We start from the raw sequence: 19,282 nt of genomic DNA, 5'->3' as shown, positions 1-19,282 counted from the left end.
TCGACGGGCCCCTCAGCCGTTGTGCTGTCGCCGGCGGACCTCAGCGAACGCCGGAGGGCGCGCCCGCCGCATACGCGTCCCGGGCCGGCGGGGCCGGGACGGCCTCCTCGCCGTGGGACACCTTCGGCAGCCAGCGCAGCCACCGGGGCAGGTACCAGTTGCGCTCGCCGAGCAGGACCATCACCGACGGGAGCAGCAGCACCCGCACCACCGTGGCGTCCAGGAACACGGCCACGGCCAGGCCGACGCCCATCTGCTTCATGTCCTGCATCGACAGCGTGGCGAAGACGGCGAAGATCGCGACCATGATCGCGGCGGCACTGGTGACCGCGCCAGCCGTGGAGCGCACCCCTTCGCGCACCGCCTCGGTGGTGCTGATCCCCCGGTCGCGGGCCTCACGGATCCGGGACACGACGAACACGTGGTAGTCCATCGACAGGCCGAACAGGACCACCAGGACGAACAGCGGCATCCAGCCCTCGATCGCGCCGACCGACTCCGTGCCGACCAGGGACGCGCCCCAGCCGTGCTGGAAGACCGCGGTCATGACACCGAACGCGGCGCCCACCGAGAGCAGGTTGAGGAGGATGGAGGTGACCGCGACCGTCACCGAGCGGAAGCTGAACAGCATCAGCAGGAACGTCACGCCCATGATGAAGACGAAGACCGGGACGATGCCGCTCTTCAGCTGGGCGTTGAAGTCGACGGAACCGGCCAGGTCCCCGGTGACGTAGGCGTGCTCGGCGACCGGGCCGAAGGTGTTCGGCACGAGGTCGTCGCGCAGGGTGGCCAGGGCGTGCTTCGAGACGGCGTCGCTGCCGTCGCCGGCGAGCGGCACCTCGATCACCGCGATGTCCTGGTCCGCGTGGACCGCCGTGGTGACGCCCTTGCCGAACTCGGCCGACGCGGCGGTCTTTGACGTGAAGCCGGCGATCGCGGACCGGACGCCGGGCGCCTCGATGTCCTTGGCCTGCACGACGATCCTGGCCGGCGCGGGACCGCCCGGGAAGGCCGTGGTGATCTGCTCGAACGCGGTGCGCAGCGGGGCGTCCGCCGGGACCTGCTTGTCCATCCCCAGCGATTCGGTGTGCATCCCCAGCGCGGGGACGGCCAGCGCCAGCAGCACTCCGGCGCCCAGCACCGCGAAGGTCTTGGGGCAGGCGATGACGGGCCGCAGCACGGCGCCGGAGATTCGACCAGCGGGACGACGCTGTTTGAGCGCGCGGCGGGCCCGGGAGGCGCGTCCGAAGCGCGGCAGCCGGCCCCGCTCGACGCGGTCGCCGAGCAGCGACAGCAGGGCGGGGAGCACCGTCACCGAGCCGAGCATCGCAGTGAACACGACGAGGATGGTCGCCATCGCGAAGCCCTTGAAGAGCAGCAGACCGGACAGGAACATGCCCGCCATCGCGACCATCACCGTCAGCCCGGAGACCAGTACCGCCCGGCCGCTGGTGGCCGCGGCGATCCGCAGCGCGGTCTCGGCGTCGTGTCCCGCCGCCCGCTCGTCCCGCTCGCGCCGCAGGTAGAACAGGCAGTAGTCGACGCCGACGGCCAGGCCCATCAGCAGCATCACGGAGCTGGTGGACTCGAAGATGTGCAACTTGTGGCTGCCGACGGCCAGCAGGCCGCTCGCCCCGATGAACGCGGTGACGGCGAGCCCGACCGGCAGCAGCGCGGCGACCAGTGCGCCGAAGGCGACCAGCAGGATGCCGAGCGCGAGCGGTACTGCGGTCCACTCGGCCTTCGCGAAGTCCTTGCTGATGACGTCGCCGAGCCACTTGCCGGCGCTGGCGTCCCCGAACTCGTGGACCTGGACGTCCCGGTGGCCGTCGCGCACCTTCTCGACCGCGTCGAGCACCGGCTGTACGCGGTCTCCCGCGTCCTCCTGCTTGCCCTTCATCTCGAAGCGGATCAGCGCGGAGCGACCGTCCTTGGACGGCAGCGCGGCCTGCACCGCCCCGACCTCGCCGGTGGCGCGGACCCCTTGGGCGACCGCCTGCGCCGCCTCCTTCCACTGCCCCGGGCCCTCGGAGCGGACCAGGACCATCTCGCCGGCAGGGTGCTCAAGACCGTGCTCGGACAGGATCCTGTCGGCGGCGGCCGAGTCGCCGGCGCCGTTCTCGTACGACTTCATCTGCGTCGTACCGACCATGCCGCCGATGACCGAGGCCACCACCACGAACAGCAGCCAGCCGATGATCGCCGTCTTGCGGTGGCCGGCGCTCCAGGCGCCGAGCCGTGCCGCGAGATTGTCCTTCATCTCGTCACTCCCCCAAGGATTCGGTAGATTTTTCCGACCCCTTGAAGGTAGAAATCCGCGGCCGCCCGCCCCAGCCGTCCAGACCCCCGAGCCCGATGGTGTTGCCAGGTACACCCCACTGGGGGGCCACCGCCAGTGACCTGCGCGGACGCCGTCGGCAGAGTGGGTGGTGCCAAGATGGCGACGCATACGGTCGAACGAACGGGGAGGGCGGCCATGAACATCCGCAACGCGGGGCTGGCAGGCATACGAGGGCTCGCCCTGGCAGTGCTGGGCCTCATCGAGTCGATCGTTCTCTTCGTGTTCGCCGTGCTGTCGATCTCCTTCATCAGCCTCGGCATCGGCATCTTCACCACTCCATGGATGATCGCCAGGGTGCGCGACCGGGCCGACCACCGCCGGGAGCTGGCGCTGCGCTGGTCGGGTGTCGAGATCGCCCGCCCGTACCGCCCCGCTCCGGAGTTCCGGCCGGGGGTCGCCGGCAGCTGGCGGCGCCTGGAGTGGGTGCTGACCGACCCCGCCACCTGGCGTGACCTGCAGTGGCTGCTCGTCGACATGACGGCGGGCGCGATCCTCGCGTTCATCACGGCCGGGCTGTTCGTGGAGGGCGCCTTCGGCTGGGTGCTCGCCGCCTCTGTGTGGCGGCCGATCGTGTCGGCGGGCGGCACCTACTGGTACGCGTTCATCCCGGTCTCCGACCAGACGACGGCCGTCCTCGCCGCCCTGCTCGGCACCGTCTGGATCCTGCTCGGCCTGCGCTTCTCCCCGACGCTGCTGCACCGCCACGCCCTGCTCACCCGGGCCTTCCTCGCCCCCACCCCGGCGGCGCAGGAGGAGGCGCTCAAGCGGCGGGTGGCCCGGCTGGCGGAGACCCGCTCCGACGCGGTCGACAGCTCCGCCGCCGAGCTCCGACGCATCGAACGGGACCTGCACGACGGCGCGCAGGCCCGGCTCGTCGCCATGGGGATGAGCCTCGGCATCGTCGAGCACCTCATCGAGCAGGACCCGGAGAAGGCCCGGAAGATCCTCTCCGAGGCCCGGCAGTCCTCCGCCGACGCCCTCACCGAACTCCGCGACCTGGTGCGCGGCATCCACCCGCCGGTCCTCGCGGAGCGCGGACTCGGCGACGCCGTCAGGGCGTTGGCGCTGCGCGGCCCGATCCCGACCGAGGTCAACGTCGAGCTGTCCGGCCGCTTCGAGGCTCCGGTGGAGTCGGCCGCCTACTTCACGGTCTCCGAGCTCCTCACCAACGCCGCCAAGCACTCGGGCGCCGGGCGCATCTGGATCGACCTGCGGCACGAGGACGGCATGCTCCGTGCCTCCGTCACCGACGACGGCAGCGGCGGCGCCGACGTCTCCCGCGGCACCGGCCTGCAGGGCATCGAACGCCGCCTCGGCGCCTTCGACGGTGTCCTGGCCGTCAACAGCCCGGCGGGCGGCCCGACCATGGTGACCATGGAACTGCCGTGCGCGCTCGCCGCCCCGGCGGCCGGCCGGCCGAACTAGGGCCCAGAGACCGCGGCCTTTGGCCGGCTCCCCGGAATCGCCCGGCAGGAGCGGCCCCCGGCCCCCGTATCGGCTCAGGGGCCGCTTCGGTCTCCGGATCGCGCGCTGCGCCAGGCCCGGCGCAGCCGGTCGAGTTCGGCCAGTTCGGCGCGGGTCCAGGTACCGCCGGACCGCTCCCTGACGAAGCGTCGGATCGCCTCGTTCGCCGCGGCCACCGGACTCTGCTCGGAGGCGGGCGGCGGCGGGACGGACATGCCCTTCACTGTGGGGCAGCGGTGTGACAGCCGTGTGAGGTGGGGTTAAGAGCCGGATGAAGATTCACTGTCGCGTGCGGGACGGGGCGCGGTGCGGGGCTCCAGGACTCTGGCGGTGAAGGCGGCCAGCTGGGTCCGCAGTTGCTCACGCGTCATCCGCTGCCGGCCGGCGAGGTGTTCTTCCGCGCGTTCGCGGAGCGGGAGTTGGAACGCGAGACGCATCGGGAGATGGACCAGGAGAACCGCGAAGGGGAACTCGAGGATCCCGTGCTCGTCCCACAGTTCGATCCAGCCGGGGGATGGACCTCGTCACGGCGACGGCGGCGATGTCGTCGGCGTCGACGAACCCGACGCGACCCTCGCCGGCCGCGGTGCGGATGGTCCCGTCCGCTCGAACGGTCCGGGCGTGCGCGTGGTCGCCGGTGAAGTTCTGCATGAACCAGGAGGGCCGCAGGACCGCCCACTGGGGGAAACGGATCGGGTGACGGATCGGCGCCGCAGCTGACTTCGGGCCGGCCGTCCCGGGCCGGCTGTCAGTGGCGGCCGCTACGGTGGCCGTATCCCATCAGCGCTGGCTGCGCCGGGAGGGCCCCGCCGACAGCGCGGCGGGGCCCAGCACCGCCCCGCCCCCCGCCACCCTGGAGTTGCCGTGCGCGTCGTCCTCGCCGAAGACCTCTTCCTGCTGCGCGACGGGCTGGTCCGGCTGCTGGAGGCGTATGACTTCGAGATCGCCGCCGCGGTCGACAACGGGCCGGAACTGCAGCGCGCGCTGGTGGAGTTGCGGCCCGACGTGGCGGTGGTGGATGTGCGGTTGCCGCCGTCGTTCACGGATGAGGGGCTGCAGGCCGCGCTGTACGCGCGGCGCGAGATCCCGGGCCTTCCGGTGCTCGTGCTCTCCCAGCACGTGGAGCAGCTGTACGCCCGGGAGTTGCTCGCCGACGGCAGCGGCGGGGTCGGCTACCTGCTGAAGGACCGGGTGTTCGACGCGGACCAGTTCATCGACGCGGTGCGGCGGGTGGCCGGCGGCGGTACGGCGATGGACCCGCAGGTGATCTCGCAGCTGCTGGCCCGTAATGTGCGCAACGAGCCGCTGGGAAAGCTGACCCCCCGCGAGAGCGAAGTGATGGGGCTGATGGCCGAGGGCCGGTCCAATGTCGCGATCGCCGAGCGGCTGGTGGTTACCGAACGGGCCGTCGCCAAGCACACGTCCAACATCTTCGCCAAGCTCGACCTGCCGCTGTCCGACGACGACAACCGCCGGGTGCTGGCCGTACTGGCCTACCTGGACCGTTCCTGAGTGTTCCTGACTCCTTCCTGAGTTCCTGAGGTCCGTGCGCGCCGCCGCCCGGCGGGCGGCCGCCCCCGTGCTCGACTGACCGGATGCACGAGACACCTCCCCCCGGAGTCCCCGCCGGCTCCGCATCCGCCACCGAGGTCGTGGCGGAACGGCTCAAGGAGCGGATCTACGCGACGATCACCATGATCGCCGTCGTTGTCGGCCTCACGATGGTCGACGGCCTCGCGGATGGCGATGCCGCCGTCTCCGTCACCGCCACCTCGCTCGGCCTGTGGCTGGCCACCCTCGTCGCCGACGACCAGGGACATCGCGCCGTCCACCACCGCTCCACCACCTGGCCGGAGTTCCGCCGCCTGCTCTACGTCAGCAGCCCGCTGCTGCTCAGCGCCGTCGGCCCGCTGATCCTGATCGGCGTGTCAGCGACCGGGGCGATGTCCCTGCACACCGCCCTGATCGCCGCCGCCACCGTCGATGTCGTCGGGCTCTTCGCCTGGGGCTTCGTCGGCGGCGTCCGGATGGGCGGCGGCCTGGTGGCCGCGCTGGTCGCCGGCACGCTGGACACGGCGATCGGCGCGGCAGTCGTGGTCGTCAAGCTCACCGCGGGCCACTAGTTCACGGCTCACGGCGACGGGGTTCACGCTGCCCGGCGCACCGCGAACAGGAAGCAGCCGAATTCCAGCGCGCGGACGTGCACCAGGGCGACCTCGGGGTCTGTGAACATCGCGGCCAGCTCCGCGTCCGCGGCGCCCGCCGCCACCTCGTCGTCGGTGAGCCGGACGAGCCGGCCGCCCAGGATGCGGCCGTCTGCGCTGTAGACACGGAAGACCCGGCCGGCGCCGTGCATCGCCGCCGGGTAGCCGGCGCCGGTCGGCGGGCCGGGGCAGCGGTCGGCGTCGGCGTGCACGAACACCGGCCCCAGTTCCACGTACGGGCCCGGGTTCGCGCCGGTCTCCGCCGCCCAGTGGCGCAGCGGGGCGTAGGAGAGCAGCGCGATCCGGTCTCCGGGGGCGGCGTGCCGCAGGCAGCAGCGCAGCGGGGCGCCGCCTTCCTCGTCGGTGCTCAACTCGGGTGCCCGGCCCGCGTCGTCGGTGTCCCGCAGCCGGGTGAGCAGGGCCGGGTCGATGGCGGTGGTGCGGAAGGCCGTGGCCTCGTGGGTGTTGGTCGCCGTGGCTTCGTGGGTGCTGGTCATGGATCAACGATCGCTCCGGAAGCGGCCCGGATCCGGCGGAAATCGGACGTCACGCTGAACGGCGACGCGCCGCCGTGCGAGGGAGGATCGCGCATAGTGCGCGGCTCCCGGGGTGCCGCCCCACGACCCGCCCCGGCCCGCGCACGGCCCGCGCCCGGCCGGGCGGCGTACCCCGCATGGGTGACCATCGCACCATTCACTCGTTTGACGGCGTGTGGACACATGGGAAGCGACAGTTCTGCGCTCTTTCGGGGGGCACTCCCCGCACACCCGCGCGGGTACCGGGTCGGGTACCGCGCCGGGCGGCCGGCCCGTAGCTGCGCCGCGAGGTGAGGCCCGGTGAACAGCCCGGCGAAGAGCCCTGCGAAGGCCGCACCGAAGAGCGCGAGGCCCCTGGAAGCCGAGGCCGTGGAGGTCGAGGAGGCCGAGGCCTCGATCGTCGAGAACTATCCGCACCTCGTACGGCTCGCCTATCTGACGCTGCCGGCCGTCCTCGGCCGGCACCGCAGGGTGCTGGCCGCGCACACCCTCGTACAGCGGGCGCTGCCCCGCGGCCGGCGCGCGCCCGAACCGGTCGCCGCCGGTGCGGCCGGGCCGCGCGGCGGCCCGCCGGATGCGGCGTACTCCTTGGTGCGTCAAGAGGTGCTGCGCGGGGCGGTGGCGTACGGCGCGGAGGACGGGTGGCGGAAGCGGGCCCACGCGGCCCGCGGCTGGCTGCCGTTGCCGCACGTGTGGGGGCTGCGGCTGCACCCCAAAGCGGGCGGCACGGACGAACTCGCCCTGGACCGTTCGCTCTCCGAGCTCGGCAGCCCCGCCCGTGCCGCGTTCGCGCTGAGCGCCCTGGAGGGGCTGGCCGAACGCGAGGTCCGAAAGGTGTTGGCCGCGGCGGGCGTCGCCGATGCCGGCACGGCGGTCACCGAGGCGGCCGCGGCCGCCGGTGCGGGCGGCGAGCCGGTCCGGGCGCTGCTCGGCGGGGGCGAGTTCGACCCGTGCACGGTGCAGGCCCGGCCGACCGACCTGCTGCGCAGACGGCAGCACATGCGGGCCGCGGGCGTCGCGGTCGCGGCCGTGGTGGTCGCGGCGGTACTGCTGCCGCTGGCCGGTTCCGACGACGGCGGCCCCGGATCGTACGCCTCCGGAACGCCCGCCATTGCCGCCGGCCCACTGGAGCCGACGGCGTTGGTGCGGGCCGACGGCGCCCTGTGGGAGCACACGTCACGGATGGACTTCACCGCCTGGCCCGCCCGGGGCGGCCGGAAGGACGACACCGAGCTGCTGCGCCGCGCGCTCGCCGTGTGGTCGCGGCCCGGGGAGCGCGTGCAGGTCTCGGCGACCCCCGGCACGTCGCGCGGCCTGCCCGCCCAGCCCCCGCAGCTGCTGTACGCGGGCGATGTGGGCGAGGCGGCCGTGGTCGTGCTCTACGACGGGATGCGGATCGTCCGGTACGCCGAGCCGCACGACGGGAAGGGCTTCGCGGCGCTGGACTTCGCTCGGGTGGACGACGCGGACGTCGCCACCGGTGCGGCCGTCGTCGTCGGCCGCGTCGACGGCAACACCCGCTTTCTGACCGCCCCCTGGGTCGACGAGACGCAGACCCGCGACCTGCTCCAGCCCAACCGGGTCGTGCAGCCGCTGCACGTCGCGGCCGACGGTGTCACGGACCCGGTCCGCACCCCGGGCGCGGGCGCTTCGGCGGGCGCGTGCGGGACGGTGTGGCCGGTGCTGCAGTTCCGTTCCTCGGCGAGGATCGCGGAGCAGCACACCTTCCTACTGACCGATCTGGGCGATCTGACGCCGGTCCATCTCACGTACACGCCTCCGTCGGGCGGCTCCTCCGCCCCGGCCCGGCAGCCGCGCGAGGCGACCGGGTCGCAGGCCCTGCTGAACTGGGCGCACAGCGCCTGCCGGCTGGGGGCGCTGCGCGGCCAGGGCGTACGGGCCGTCGACAACTGGGAGTTCGCCGAGCAGAAGCTGCCCGAGGGCGGCGCCGCCGCGTCCTGGGTCTGCACGCGCGCGGACACCTGGCGCGGCCCCGGCACGGCGATGGTGCAGTTCCAGCCGCCCGGCTCGGCGCCGACCGCGCCCGCGGCGGTGGCCGCGGAGGCCCGGGACACCAACGCGTGCAGCCGGTTCGGCCAGCATGTGCTGGCCGGCGTCATGTGGAAGTCCCCGGCCGGCCACTGGTTCCTGCTCGCGGCCGGCAGCCGCGACGTCACCAAGGTCTCGGCGTCGGGCGGTGTCCGCGCGAGCGCGGACGGCCCGCTGCTCGCCGTCCGCGCGGAACGCGGCGCGAACGCCAAGCTGACGGGACGGCTGACGACCGGCACGACGCTGGACGCGCTGGGCTAGGCCGTGTCTGACAAATCCCGGCCGGGTACGGGGAGCGTCATCGTGACGTGGTCGCCCACGTGACTCTCCTCGACCCAGCCCTGGCGGGCGTAGAACGCCTGGGCTCGCAGGTTGGGCCCGAAGACCTCCAGCCGGACGGCGGACACGGCGACGTCCTGCCAGGCCGTGACGCAGGCCCGGTGCAGGGCGCTGCCGAGGCCCGCCCGCCAGAGGTCCGGGTCGACATGGAACTGGAAGAGCTTCTCCTCGCCGGGCCGGAATCCGAGCACCGCGAAGGCGACGATCCGGTCCTCGCGCAGCACGCAGAGCACCCTGCGGTCGGCCGACCCGATCGCCCGCTCGGTGCCCGCCCGGCAGCGGCTCAGCTCCTCGGGGCCGTTGTACTCCTCCTCGGGGAGGTGCCCCTCGTAGTAGGTGGCCCGGGCCCTGCGGTGTACGTCGGCGATACCGTCCAGGTCGCCGGGACGGGCGTCACGGATCGTGACGGAGGTGGCGTTCATGATCCCCTGGACGCCCCCTCGGGGGTGGCCGGTTCCGGCTGGGGGCTCCGGGTGACAATGGCGCCCATGAGCGATCTTGAACGAGACGGTGTGATCTTCCGCCAGGCCACCGAGGACGACGCGGCCGCCCTGGTCGCCCTGTACGACGGCGCCGCCCGCTGGATGCGGCAGCACGGCATCGACCAGTGGAAGCCCGGTGAGAAGAGCGAGGACCACTTCCTGCTGCGCATGAAGGAGGGCGGGGTCTGGCTCGCCGACACCGGCGGCCGCGCCCCGGTCGGCGGCTGGGAACTGTGGTGGGACGACGAACCCGCCTGGGGCCCGCAGCCCCCGGTCGCGGGTTACATCCACCGCCTGATGACCGACCGCACCACCGCCCCGCCGAACCTCGGCCGCGCGATGCTCGCCCACGCGGAACACCGCATCGCCCGAACGGGCCGCCGGCTGAGCCGGCTGGACTGCGTATCGACAAACCCACGCCTGCGCGCGTACTACGAGTCGGCCGGCTACACGGTGACCGGCGAACAGCCCTTCAAGAACGGCGGCAAGGGCAGCGCCTACGCGGTAACCCTCCTGGAGAAACGGCTCGCGGACTGACAGGGCCCGCCTCCCTGGAGGGGAGGCGGGCCCTGTCTGCTGTTCCTGGCGGTCAGTGCTTGGTGTAGATCGCTACCGTGCGGGCCGGGACCGTGAAGGATCCGGTGGTTGCGTCGTAGGCGGAGTGCTTGACGACCGGGTCGGAGCCCGCGGACTGGATCGGGTGCAGGGTGTAGGGGGTGCCCGACAGGGCGGTCACCCGCTGGCTCTGCGGGGTGGTCGTGGCGTTGAAGACCACGACCAGGTCACCGAGGCGCATGGTGATGACGCCCGGGGTCTCGTCCTGGCCCGACAGCGGGAAGGAGAGCCGGTCCTGGACCTGGGCCGCGGAGGTGAGGGCGAAGGCCGGTTCGGTGGAGCGGATCCTGAGCAGGTCCTGGTAAGCGGCGGAGGCGCCGGTGATCTCGGTGCAGCCGGGGCGCAGGGCCGGGGAGTTGAGCAGCGGCTTGGCGTACAGCCACTTGGGCTGGTTGTCGGCGGCCGGCGGAAGGCCGCGGCCGAAGCCGTTGCCCGTGGCGCAGTCCCAGTGGATGGCGTTGAACCAGTCACCGGAGTCGAAGGAGTTGCGGTCCAGGGACTTGGAGCGCAGCAGGTCGCTGCCCGCCTGGTAGAGCGCCGGGCCCTGGGAGAGCATGGCGGTCGATTCGGCGAGTACCTGCATCCGGGCCCGGTCGGCGGCCGTCGTGGCGGCCGGGAGCTTGAACGCCAGGGCGTCGTAGAGCGATTCGTTGTCGTGCGCGTCGACGTAGGCGAGCGCGTCGCCGGGCGCCGCCGCGTATCCGGCGGGCTGGCCGTTGTAGTCGATCTCGGAGCCCCGCACCTGCTTGCCGGCGGAGTCGGTGAAGGAGAACGTGCTCAGGTTGCCGCTCAGCCCGACCTTGATGAGGTCCTGGTAGTGCAGCAGCCGGGCCTTCTGCTCGGCGGGAGTGCCGTTGGCGGTCGAGGAGTTGGGGTCGGTGTAGAGGCCGCTGGCGAAACCCTGCACGCCGGGGTCGGCGTCGAACGGGCTGCCGCCGCGTACGGCGTCGCGGGCCCGGTCGCTGAAGGTGGCGATGCCGGTGCCGGCCATGTTGGCCTGGGTGGCCTGCTCGAAGCGGGCGTTGTCGGCGACCTCGCCGAAGTTCCAGCCCTCGCCGTACATGATGATCTTCTTGCCGTCGACGCCGTCCTTGGCGGGCGTCAGCGCGTCCAGCGCCTTGCGGACCGCGAGGATGTTCGCCTTGGGGTGGTGGCCCATGAGGTCGAATCGGAAGCCGTCGACCTTGTACTCCTTCGCCCAGGTGACGATGGAGTCGACGACCAGCTTGCCCATCATCGCGTTCTCCGGCGCGGTGTTGGAGCAGCAGGTGGAGTTGGCGACGCTGCCGTCGGCCATCAGCCGCTGGTAGTAGCCGGGCACGATCTTGTCGAGGACGGAGGTGTCGGCCTGGCCGGAGGCGGAGGTGTGGTTGTAGACCACGTCCATCACCACCCGCAGCCCCGCGTTGTTCAGCCCCTGCACCATCTGCCGGAACTCGGTGGTGCGGCCGGCGCCGTCCGGGTCGGTGGCGTAGGAGCCCTCGGGAACCGTGTAGTGGTACGGGTCGTAGCCCCAGTTGTAGGCGTCCTTGGCCGCGGCCTTGGCCACGCACTCCTGCTGCTTCTCGGAGTCGGCGGGGAAGGAGGCGAGGTCGCACTCCGGGACCGCCTGGTCGGCGGCCTTCTCCGGGACGGTCGCGAAGTCGAACGCGGGCAGCAGGTGCACGTAGTCCGTGCCGGCCTTCGCCAGCGCGCGCAGATGCGTCATGCCCGCCGAGCCCGTGGCGGTGAAGGCGGTGTACTTGCCGCGTTGCGCGGCCGGGACGGTGGTGTCCGCGACGGAGAAGTCACGGATGTGCAGCTCCTGGATCTGCGCCTGGGCCAACGGCACCGCCGCTGGTTTGGCCTGCCGCTGCCAGCCCTTGGGGGCGAGCTTCGGGTCGGCCAGGTCGACGAGGAGGCTGCGGACGGAGTCGGCGGTCAGGGCGACCGAGTACGGATCGGTCACCAGGTTCGTGACCAGCTTCTGGACGCTCGGCGCCCAGACCGTGACCGCGTACCGGTACTGCTGGCCCGTCCAGTCGCGCCCGCCGGTCACCGACCAGACGCCGCTGCCGGCGTCGCGCCGCATGGGGACGGTCCTGCCGTCGATCTCCACGGCGACGCTGTGCGCGGTGGGTGCCCAGACCGACAGGGTGGGCCGGCCGTGGTCGAAGACCGGGCCGAGCGTCGCGCGCTGCGCCTTCGCGGCGTACAGGTCGTCGAGCACTCCTTGCGTCTGCACGCCGGTGGCGGCGAGCAGCGCCCCGTTCGCGGCGCGCTGGGTGGCGATGAGCTGGCCGGGCAGCGCGGCGCCGATCCGGTCCCGGTCGCGCGGGTCGACGGTGAAGGCCGCGTACTCCTTCAGCTGCGGGTACTTCGCCTTCTGGGCGGCGGTCAGGCCGTCCGCGACCGGTGACAGGCGCAGCCAGTGGCCCTCGCTGGACAGGGCGCCGTCCTTGACGGTGATGCCGCCGTCGGGGGCGTAGACGAGCTGCTGGCTGGCGGACGCGCTCGCGTCGGTGTGCCAGGCGACGGTGTCGCGGTCGATCCACTGGGCCTGCGCCTTGGTCAGGTCGAGGTCGGCGCCCGTGCCCTTGGGCTGCGGGAGCAGGTACTTCGGCGTTCCGGCCAACAGCCACACCTCATGCCCGTTGGAGGCGAAGTCCAGGGACTGGTCGGAGGGCAGGTCCTTGGCGTCGCCGTTGTGCAGGATGTAACTCAGCGAGGTGGCGCCCGGTGCGAGCGGCACCTCGTACACCGCACCATAGGCGTCGATCCGCGTCGGCTGGAGCGGCTTGGTCCAGTCGGTGGGCGTGGCGGCGCCGGTCCAGGTGTGCAGGCCCCAGTGGGTGTAGTCGCCGTCGGCGCGCTGGTAGTGGAGGACGGCCTTGGTGGTGTCCTGCGGCGGGTAGGCGCCCGTGGGTGGCGCGTTCAGCACCTCGGTGCTGCCCTGCGTGATCCACACCTCGCCGGTCTTCGTGAGATCGACGGACCGGTCGGCGTCGGTGTCCTTGACGCCGTTCTTGTCGACGGCGATGAAGCCGACGCTGGACGCGCCCGGCTTGAGCTTGACGTAGGCGAAGGCGCCGTAGGCGTCGCGCCCGGTGAAGGGCTTGCCGGCCGGCCACGTGGTGCCCTCGCCGTCGGCGATGTCGCCCCAGGTGTACAGGCCCCAGTCGGTGTAGTCGCCGTCGGTGCGCTTGTAGTGCACGACCGCGTAGTCGCGGGACACGGCGCTGGGCGGCGTCTGCTGGACGGGTGCGCCGCTGGTGGTGGCGGCGGTCGCGCTGCTCGTGTGCCCGGCGGAGTCGATCACCACGGCCTTGTAGCGCAGTGCGGTTCCGGCGGGGACGGCGGCGTCGAGCGCCTGGGTGACGGTGTAGGGGGCGTGGTCGGCGGAGCCGAGCACCTGCCACTTGGCGTTGCCGACCTGGGCGGCGAAGACCACCCGGTCGAGCTGCCCGCCGGTCGCGTCGGCGGAGAGCTCGACGGTGCCGGTGGCGCCGGCGGCAGGGGCGTGCAGCGCGATCGACGGCCGGGTGGCGGGGGCGCCGAGCGGCTCGGCCGCCTTGTAGACGACGGAGGAGAGCGCGGGAACGGTCACGGTGACCTTGCTGTCGGCGCCGCTGTGCACGGTGCCGGTGGCGCCGTAGAGCGCGCCGAAGTCCGCCCCGGCCGCACCGGTCGGTACCACAACGGTCTTCGCCTCGGCGGCGTTGTTCACCGCGACGAGGTACTCGGTCCGTGTCTTGGCGTCCGTGCGGGAGTACGCGTACACGCCCGCGCCGTCGGCCGCGTACCGCTCGGTCTGCACGCCGTCGCGCAGCGCCGGGTTCTCCTTGGTCAGCTTCGAGAGCGCGGCGATGGTCCGGTACAGCGGCGCCCCGGTGTCGTAGGCGTCACTGGCGTGGGTGCGGTCGGTGCCCAGCTCGTCGTCGTCGAGGTAGTCGGCGACCTTGGAGGCGAACATGGTCTGCCGGGCGTCCTTGTCGCCGCCCGCCCCGGTGAAGCCCTGCTCGTCGCCGTAGTAGACGACGGGGTTACCGCGGCTGAGGAACATCAGCTCGTTGGCGAGCCGGTCGCGCCGCACCAGCTCCGCGTCGGTGGCGCCGGGGTTGTCCTGCTTGAGGAAGGTCCCGATGCGGCCCATGTCGTGGTTGCCGAGGAAGGTCACCGACTCGTAGGCGTTGGCCTTGTCGGTGGTGTACCGGTAGTCCTGCGCGAACAGGCCGGAGAGTTTGGCCGCGGAGGCGCCCTGGGAGGCGTAGGCGCGTGCGGCGTCCTGGAAGGGGAAGTCCAGGGTGGCGTCGAGCCGGCCCTGGGTGACGTAGGGCGAGGTGATCGCGGTGTCGGCGGAGTAGACCTCGCCGAACATGAAGAAGTTCTTCCGGCCGTGCTGGGCGGCGTACGTGTCCAGCGCGGTGGCCCACTGGGTCCAGAACGGCAGGTCGACGTGTTTGACGGTGTCGATCCGGAAGCCGTCGATCGCGAAGTCCTCGACCCACTTCTCGTAGATCTTCGTCATGCCCTCGACGACCTCGGGGCGCTCGGTCCACAGGTCGTCGAGGCCGGAGAAGTCGCCCTGGTCGGTGCTCTCGCCCGCGTAGGTGGAGTCGCCGCGGTCGTGGTACATCGACGGGTCGTTGAGCCAGGCCGGCACCTTGAGGTTCTTCTTCTCCGGGGCCACGACGGGCGTCCGCGGGAAGGAGTCGGCGTCGACGGCCGGGAAGTCCTTGCCCGCCGCGGCTGGGGGCCCCTCCCGGCCGGAGGTTGGGGGAGCGTAGTCGGTGTCGTCGAAGGGCGTCCCGTCCTTGCTCAGGTACGGGAACGCGCCCTTGGAGAGGTACGAGTACGCCTTCTCCTTGTAGTCCACGACGTCGGCGGTGTGGTTGGTGATGACGTCGAAGAAGATCTTCATGCCCTTGGCGTGGGCGGCGGCGATGAGCTTCTTCAGGTCGTCGTTGGTGCCGAAGTGCGGGTCGACCTGGGTGAAGTCGGTGATCCAGTAGCCGTGGTAGCCGGCCGAAGCGTCCTTGCCGGTGCCCTGCACGGGCTGGTTCTTGAAGATCGGCGCCATCCAGATGGCGGTGGTGCCGAGCCCCTTGATGTAGTCGAGCTTCCCGGTCAGGCCCTTGAGGTCGCCGCCCTGGTAGAAGCCCTTGTCGGTGGGGTCGTAGCCGGTGACCAGCCGGGAGCCGGTGAGGCCGCCGGTGTCGTTGCGGGTGTCGCCGTTGGCGAACCGGTCCGGCAGGACGAAGTAGAACTGCTCACGCGTGAGGTCGTGGCGGGCCGGCTGGGCGGCGAGCGCCGCGTCGGAGGGTGGGGCGGGTGGCGCGGCGGCCAGGGCGGGCACGGCGGCCGGCACGGTGGCCAGCAGCAGCGCCGACACCACCGTCGCTGCCACACGTCGTATGTGTGCGGGTACGGACACGGGCGGGTCTCCTCGGTACGGAAAAGCTCGTGCCGGGGCACTACGCGCCGAGTCCCGCGGCCGCCCGGCGGCACCGCCGGGCGCTGCGGACGCTATCGCTGCCCGCCCCTTGCAGCAAGACCTTGCAACGGACTTCTTCAGCCCCCCGGCCTGCACCGGACATCTGCAGGTAACGGGGACGTCACATTCGGCTGACCTTGCGGAATCTTTCTTGCAGACTCTTTCGCAAGGACTTACATCGCTGTTACGTTCCTGCCCAGCCCGAGCAGCCGCACAGCACAAGCGGCGCGCATCACCCACTCCAGGGTGAACCGGGTTTTACCCTCATCAAGGAGACAGGTATGCGACGCGGCATATCCGCCGTGGCGATGGCCGCGGCCATCGTTCTCGGGGCCACCGCCTGTGGCGGCAGCAGCGACAACAAGAGCACCAGCGACGCGGCGAAGGACCCGGCCGGCGTCTCCGGGGAGATCACGTACTGGGACACCTCGGACGCCACCAACGAGGCGCCTGTCTACCAGGCCCTGATCAAGGACTTCATGGCGAAGTACCCGAAGATCAAGGTCAAGTACGTCAACGTCCCGTTCGCGGACGTCGAGCAGAAGTTCAAGACGGCGGCGCAGAGCGGCAACGGCGCCCCCGACGTGGTCAGGGCCGACGTCGGCCTGATCCCGGAGTACGCCTCCCTGCACTACATCGCCCCGCTGGACGGCACCGCCGCCCTGAAGGACACCGCGGACTTCACGCAGGGCCCGCTCAACACCACCAAGTACGAGGGCAAGACCTACGGCGTCCCGTCGGTCACCGACACCCTGGGCCTCCTGTACAACAAGGAGATCTTCGCCAAGGCCGGCATCGCGAAGCCGCCGACCACCTGGGACGAGTTCATCTCCGTCTCGAAGACGATCAAGGAAAAGACCGGGATCACCGGCACCTACCTCAACCCGGACACGTACTTCCTGATGCCGATGCTCTTCGGCGAGGGCACCGACCTCGCCGACGCGTCCGCCAAGAAGATCACGGTCAACTCCCCCGAGGCGGTCAAGGCGGTCACCAAGGCCAAGGAGATCTACGACACCTCCTCGGAGAAGGTCGACTTCGCCAGCGCCTACGACAACATGCAGACCTCGTTCAAGAACGGCAAGGTCGCCATGCTGGTGCAGGGCCCCTGGTCGGTCAGTGACGACGTCAGCGGCTCGGCCTTCAAGGGCAAGGAGTCCAACCTCGGCTACGCCCCGGTCCCGGCCGGCTCCACCGGCAAGCCGCAGGCGCCGACCGGCGGCCACGACCTCGCGGTCTACCAGGGCTCCAAGAACCTGGACGCCAGCTACCTCTTCACCGAGTTCATGACCTCCTCGGCCAGCCAGGTCACGATCGCGACCAAGACCGGCACCCTGCCGACGCGTACCTCGGCCTACACCCCCGCGGTCACCGCCGACCCGAAGATCGCCGGCTTCAAGGGCATCATGGACACCGCCCGCCCGCGCGTCGCGCTCCCCCAGGTCGGCAGCCTCTTCACCCCGCTCCAGCAGCAGTACGTGAAGATCCTGCAGGGCCAGGTCTCGGTCCAGGCCGGCCTGAACGCCGCCGCCGCCGAATTCGGCAAGCTTCTGCCGGGCTTCACGGTCGCCAAGTAGCCACCGCTCCACCGGCACCAGACTCCGGTCCGGTCGGCCGGGGCCCCCGTCCTCCTTCGGGAGGGCAGGGGCCCACGCGCCCGGCCGTCCGGGCCGGGCCGAACGCGCGGCCCCGGGGAACGAGCCACCCCGCCCGCCCCGTTCCGAGGGGCGCTCCGGGGCCGCGGCACCACCCAGCCACACGCCGACCGCAGCATCATCCGTATTCGTGGAAAGAGCCGATGAGCGATGACCACCGCAACCGTTGACAAACAACCGCGAGGCAAGGCCCCGCGCGCCGGACTCGCGACGTCGTTCAAACGGTCGTGGGACAAGCACTGGTACGCCTGGGCCATGGTCGCCCCGGTCGTCGTCGTGATCGGTGTCCTGGTCCTCTACCCCCTGGGGTACGGCGCCTATCTGTCGTTCACCAACGCGACCGAGTCGAACGTCGCCACGAACATCGGCCCTGTCCACATCCCCGCGTCGTACCACCTGGTCGGCTTCGACAACTACTGGAAGATCATCTCCGGCGCGGACGGGGACTTCTACCCACGGCTCACCTGGACCGTGATCTGGACGGTGACCTGCGTCGCCTTCACCTACGCCATCGGCATGGGCATGGCGCTGCTGCTCAACCGTCCGGTGAAGTTCCGGCTCTTCTACCGCCTCGCGCTGATCCTGCCCTGGGCGATACCGGCCTTCGTCGGCGTCTTCGCCTGGCGGCTGATGCTCAACTCGCAGTACGGCGTGTTCAACTCGATCCTCACCCACGTCGGCCTGCCGGCCCAGAACTGGCTGGGCACCCCGTTCGCCCAGAAGGTCGCGGTCATCATGGTCAACGTCTGGGTGGGCGTGCCCTTCATGATGGTCGCCCTGCTGGGCGGCATGCAGTCCGTACCCAAGGAGCTCTACGAGGCCGCCGAGATGGACGGTGCGACCCCCTGGCAGCGGTTCCACAACGTCACGGTGCCGGGGCTGCGCCCGGTGAGCAGCACCGTGATCCTGCTCGGGGTGATCTGGACCTTCAACATGTTCCCGATCATCTTCCTGCTGCTGGGCCAGAACACCACCGGGGACACCGACATCCTCGTGACCTACGCCTATCGCCGGGCGTTCACCGGGGTGTCCGACTACTCCGGTGCCGCGTCGTACGGCATGGTCATCCTCGCCGTCCTGCTGGTCTTCTCGACCTTCTACCGGCGTTACCAGGCCAAGACCGAGCAGGCGTAAGGAGCCATGACGATGAGTGCGACAGTCTCCACCAGCCAGACGGGTACCGCCGACGCCCCCCGCACGGACGCCGTGGCCGCCGCCCGGCCGGGCCGCAAGCGGGGTGAGCGCAGCCCCCTCGCCTCGATCGGCCTGCACGGCGCGCTCCTGACCGCCACCGCGATCGCCGTCTTCCCCGCCCTGTGGATCGCGTTCATCTCGTTCGGACCGTCGAACGCGTGGACCGACCCGGGCGAGATCCTGCACCACCTGAGCCTGCAGAACTACCGGACCATCCTGCACGCCAACTTCCCGAAGTGGTTCCTCAACTCGGTGATCGTCGCGGCCGCGACGACCGTGGTGGGTGTCATGCTGTCGGCGAGCGCCGGCTATGCCATCTCGCGGATGAAGTTCCCGGGTCACAAGCAGCTGATGTGGACCTTCCTGACCACGCAGATGTTCCCGATGGCCGTGCTCATCGTGCCGCTGTACAACCTGCTCGGACGGCTCGGCCTGCTCGACAGCTACGCCGGCCTGGTCCTGACGTACTGCACGATCTCCGTGCCGTTCTGCGCCTGGATGTTGAAGGGGTACTTCGACACCATCCCGCACGAGATCGACGAGGCGGGCCGGATCGACGGTCTGACGCCGTTCGGCACGTTCTGGCGGCTCATCCTGCCGCTGGCCCGGCCGGGGCTGGCCGTCACCGCGTTCTACAGCTTCCTGACCGCGTGGGGCGAGGTCGCCTATGCCAGCAAGTTCATGTCCAGCAACGAGAATTACACCCTGGCCGTCGGCATCGGCACCTTCGTCACCGACCAGCGTGCCCAGTGGGGTTCGATGACCGCCGCCGCGGTGATCATCGCCATCCCGGCCGCACTCGTCTTCTTCCTGGTCCAGCGCCACCTGGTCTCCGGCCTCACCGCCGGCGCCGCCAAGTCCTGACCCGCCTCCCGGTCCATCGCAGCGGCAACGCGCACACCAACGCCACCTGTCGTTCCCCGCACACAT

At 71.3% G+C, this 19,282-nt stretch carries 13 protein-coding genes and 1 pseudogene; 8 read left to right on the top strand and 6 right to left on the bottom strand.

The window, feature by feature from the left end; genetic code table 11:
- Positions 1-40 precede the first annotated feature (40 nt).
- On the bottom strand, positions 41-2,260 hold the full coding sequence (locus AC07DC_RS34015; RefSeq protein WP_478918350.1) for an MMPL family transporter: 2,220 nt from the start codon (positions 2,258-2,260) through the stop codon (positions 41-43).
- A gap of 216 nt (positions 2,261-2,476) precedes the next feature.
- Here AC07DC_RS34015 and AC07DC_RS34010 point away from each other — a divergent pair, with 216 nt between their 5' ends.
- Positions 2,477-3,766, top strand: a complete 1,290-nt coding sequence (locus tag AC07DC_RS34010; RefSeq protein ID WP_478918349.1) for a sensor histidine kinase — start codon at positions 2,477-2,479, stop codon at positions 3,764-3,766.
- 74 nt (positions 3,767-3,840) lie between these two features.
- On the opposite strand, the gene AC07DC_RS34005 is transcribed toward AC07DC_RS34010, so the two are convergent.
- Positions 3,841-4,020 (bottom strand): hypothetical protein, encoded by a 180-nt coding sequence (locus AC07DC_RS34005; RefSeq protein ID WP_478918348.1) that lies wholly within the window; start codon positions 4,018-4,020, stop codon positions 3,841-3,843.
- A gap of 310 nt (positions 4,021-4,330) precedes the next feature.
- A pseudogene (locus AC07DC_RS34000) lies at positions 4,331-4,495 on the bottom strand (ergot alkaloid biosynthesis protein); the annotation flags it as partial.
- Positions 4,496-4,669: 174 nt separating this feature from the next.
- Here AC07DC_RS34000 and AC07DC_RS33995 point away from each other — a divergent pair.
- A complete protein-coding gene (locus AC07DC_RS33995; protein WP_478918347.1) occupies positions 4,670-5,317 on the top strand; it encodes a LuxR C-terminal-related transcriptional regulator in 648 nt (215 codons plus the stop codon).
- 83 nt (positions 5,318-5,400) lie between these two features.
- A complete protein-coding gene (locus AC07DC_RS33990; protein ID WP_478918346.1) occupies positions 5,401-5,928 on the top strand; it encodes a hypothetical protein in 528 nt (175 codons plus the stop codon).
- A 23-nt stretch (positions 5,929-5,951) separates the two neighbouring features.
- On the opposite strand, the gene AC07DC_RS33985 is transcribed toward AC07DC_RS33990, so the two are convergent.
- The gene (locus tag AC07DC_RS33985) at positions 5,952-6,506 is read right to left on the bottom strand and encodes a DUF1203 domain-containing protein (RefSeq protein WP_478918345.1); all 555 of its coding nucleotides are present in this window, start codon (positions 6,504-6,506) and stop codon (positions 5,952-5,954) included.
- 339 nt (positions 6,507-6,845) lie between these two features.
- Here AC07DC_RS33985 and AC07DC_RS33980 point away from each other — a divergent pair, with 339 nt between their 5' ends.
- Positions 6,846-8,855 carry a hypothetical protein gene (locus AC07DC_RS33980; RefSeq protein WP_478918344.1) on the top strand — a complete coding sequence of 670 codons (2,010 nt, stop codon included), beginning with the start codon at positions 6,846-6,848 and terminating at the stop codon, positions 8,853-8,855.
- Here the strand turns inward: AC07DC_RS33980 and AC07DC_RS33975 are convergent.
- Positions 8,852-9,355 carry an N-acetyltransferase family protein gene (locus AC07DC_RS33975; protein ID WP_478918343.1) on the bottom strand — a complete coding sequence of 168 codons (504 nt, stop codon included), beginning with the start codon at positions 9,353-9,355 and terminating at the stop codon, positions 8,852-8,854. The two genes, AC07DC_RS33980 and AC07DC_RS33975, sit on opposite strands and share 4 nt — an antisense overlap.
- A gap of 66 nt (positions 9,356-9,421) precedes the next feature.
- Here AC07DC_RS33975 and AC07DC_RS33970 point away from each other — a divergent pair, with 66 nt between their 5' ends.
- Positions 9,422-9,952 (top strand): GNAT family N-acetyltransferase, encoded by a 531-nt coding sequence (locus AC07DC_RS33970; protein ID WP_478918342.1) that lies wholly within the window; start codon positions 9,422-9,424, stop codon positions 9,950-9,952.
- 52 nt (positions 9,953-10,004) lie between these two features.
- Here AC07DC_RS33970 and pulA read toward each other — a convergent pair whose 3' ends face one another.
- Complete coding sequence (gene pulA, locus AC07DC_RS33965; RefSeq protein ID WP_478918341.1) at positions 10,005-15,443, bottom strand: pullulanase-type alpha-1,6-glucosidase; 5,439 nt, start codon at positions 15,441-15,443, stop codon at positions 10,005-10,007.
- A gap of 341 nt (positions 15,444-15,784) precedes the next feature.
- Between pulA and AC07DC_RS33960 the strand changes: the two genes are divergently transcribed.
- The 3 genes from AC07DC_RS33960 to AC07DC_RS33950 all read left to right on the top strand — a co-directional run bounded on the left by AC07DC_RS33960 (position 15,785) and on the right by AC07DC_RS33950 (position 19,216).
- On the top strand, positions 15,785-17,080 hold the full coding sequence (locus AC07DC_RS33960) for an extracellular solute-binding protein (RefSeq protein ID WP_478918340.1): 1,296 nt from the start codon (positions 15,785-15,787) through the stop codon (positions 17,078-17,080).
- Positions 17,081-17,308: 228 nt separating this feature from the next.
- Positions 17,309-18,292, top strand: a complete 984-nt coding sequence (locus AC07DC_RS33955) for a carbohydrate ABC transporter permease (RefSeq protein WP_478918339.1) — start codon at positions 17,309-17,311, stop codon at positions 18,290-18,292.
- Between the two features lie 12 nt (positions 18,293-18,304).
- The gene (locus AC07DC_RS33950; RefSeq protein WP_478918338.1) at positions 18,305-19,216 is read left to right on the top strand and encodes a sugar ABC transporter permease; all 912 of its coding nucleotides are present in this window, start codon (positions 18,305-18,307) and stop codon (positions 19,214-19,216) included.
- The last annotated feature ends 66 nt before the right edge of the window (positions 19,217-19,282 follow it).

The organism is Streptomyces sp. NPDC045021, assembly GCF_056432645.1.
The sequence above is the reverse complement of the archived record's forward strand: the minus strand, read 5'-3'. Positions and strand labels throughout refer to the sequence as shown.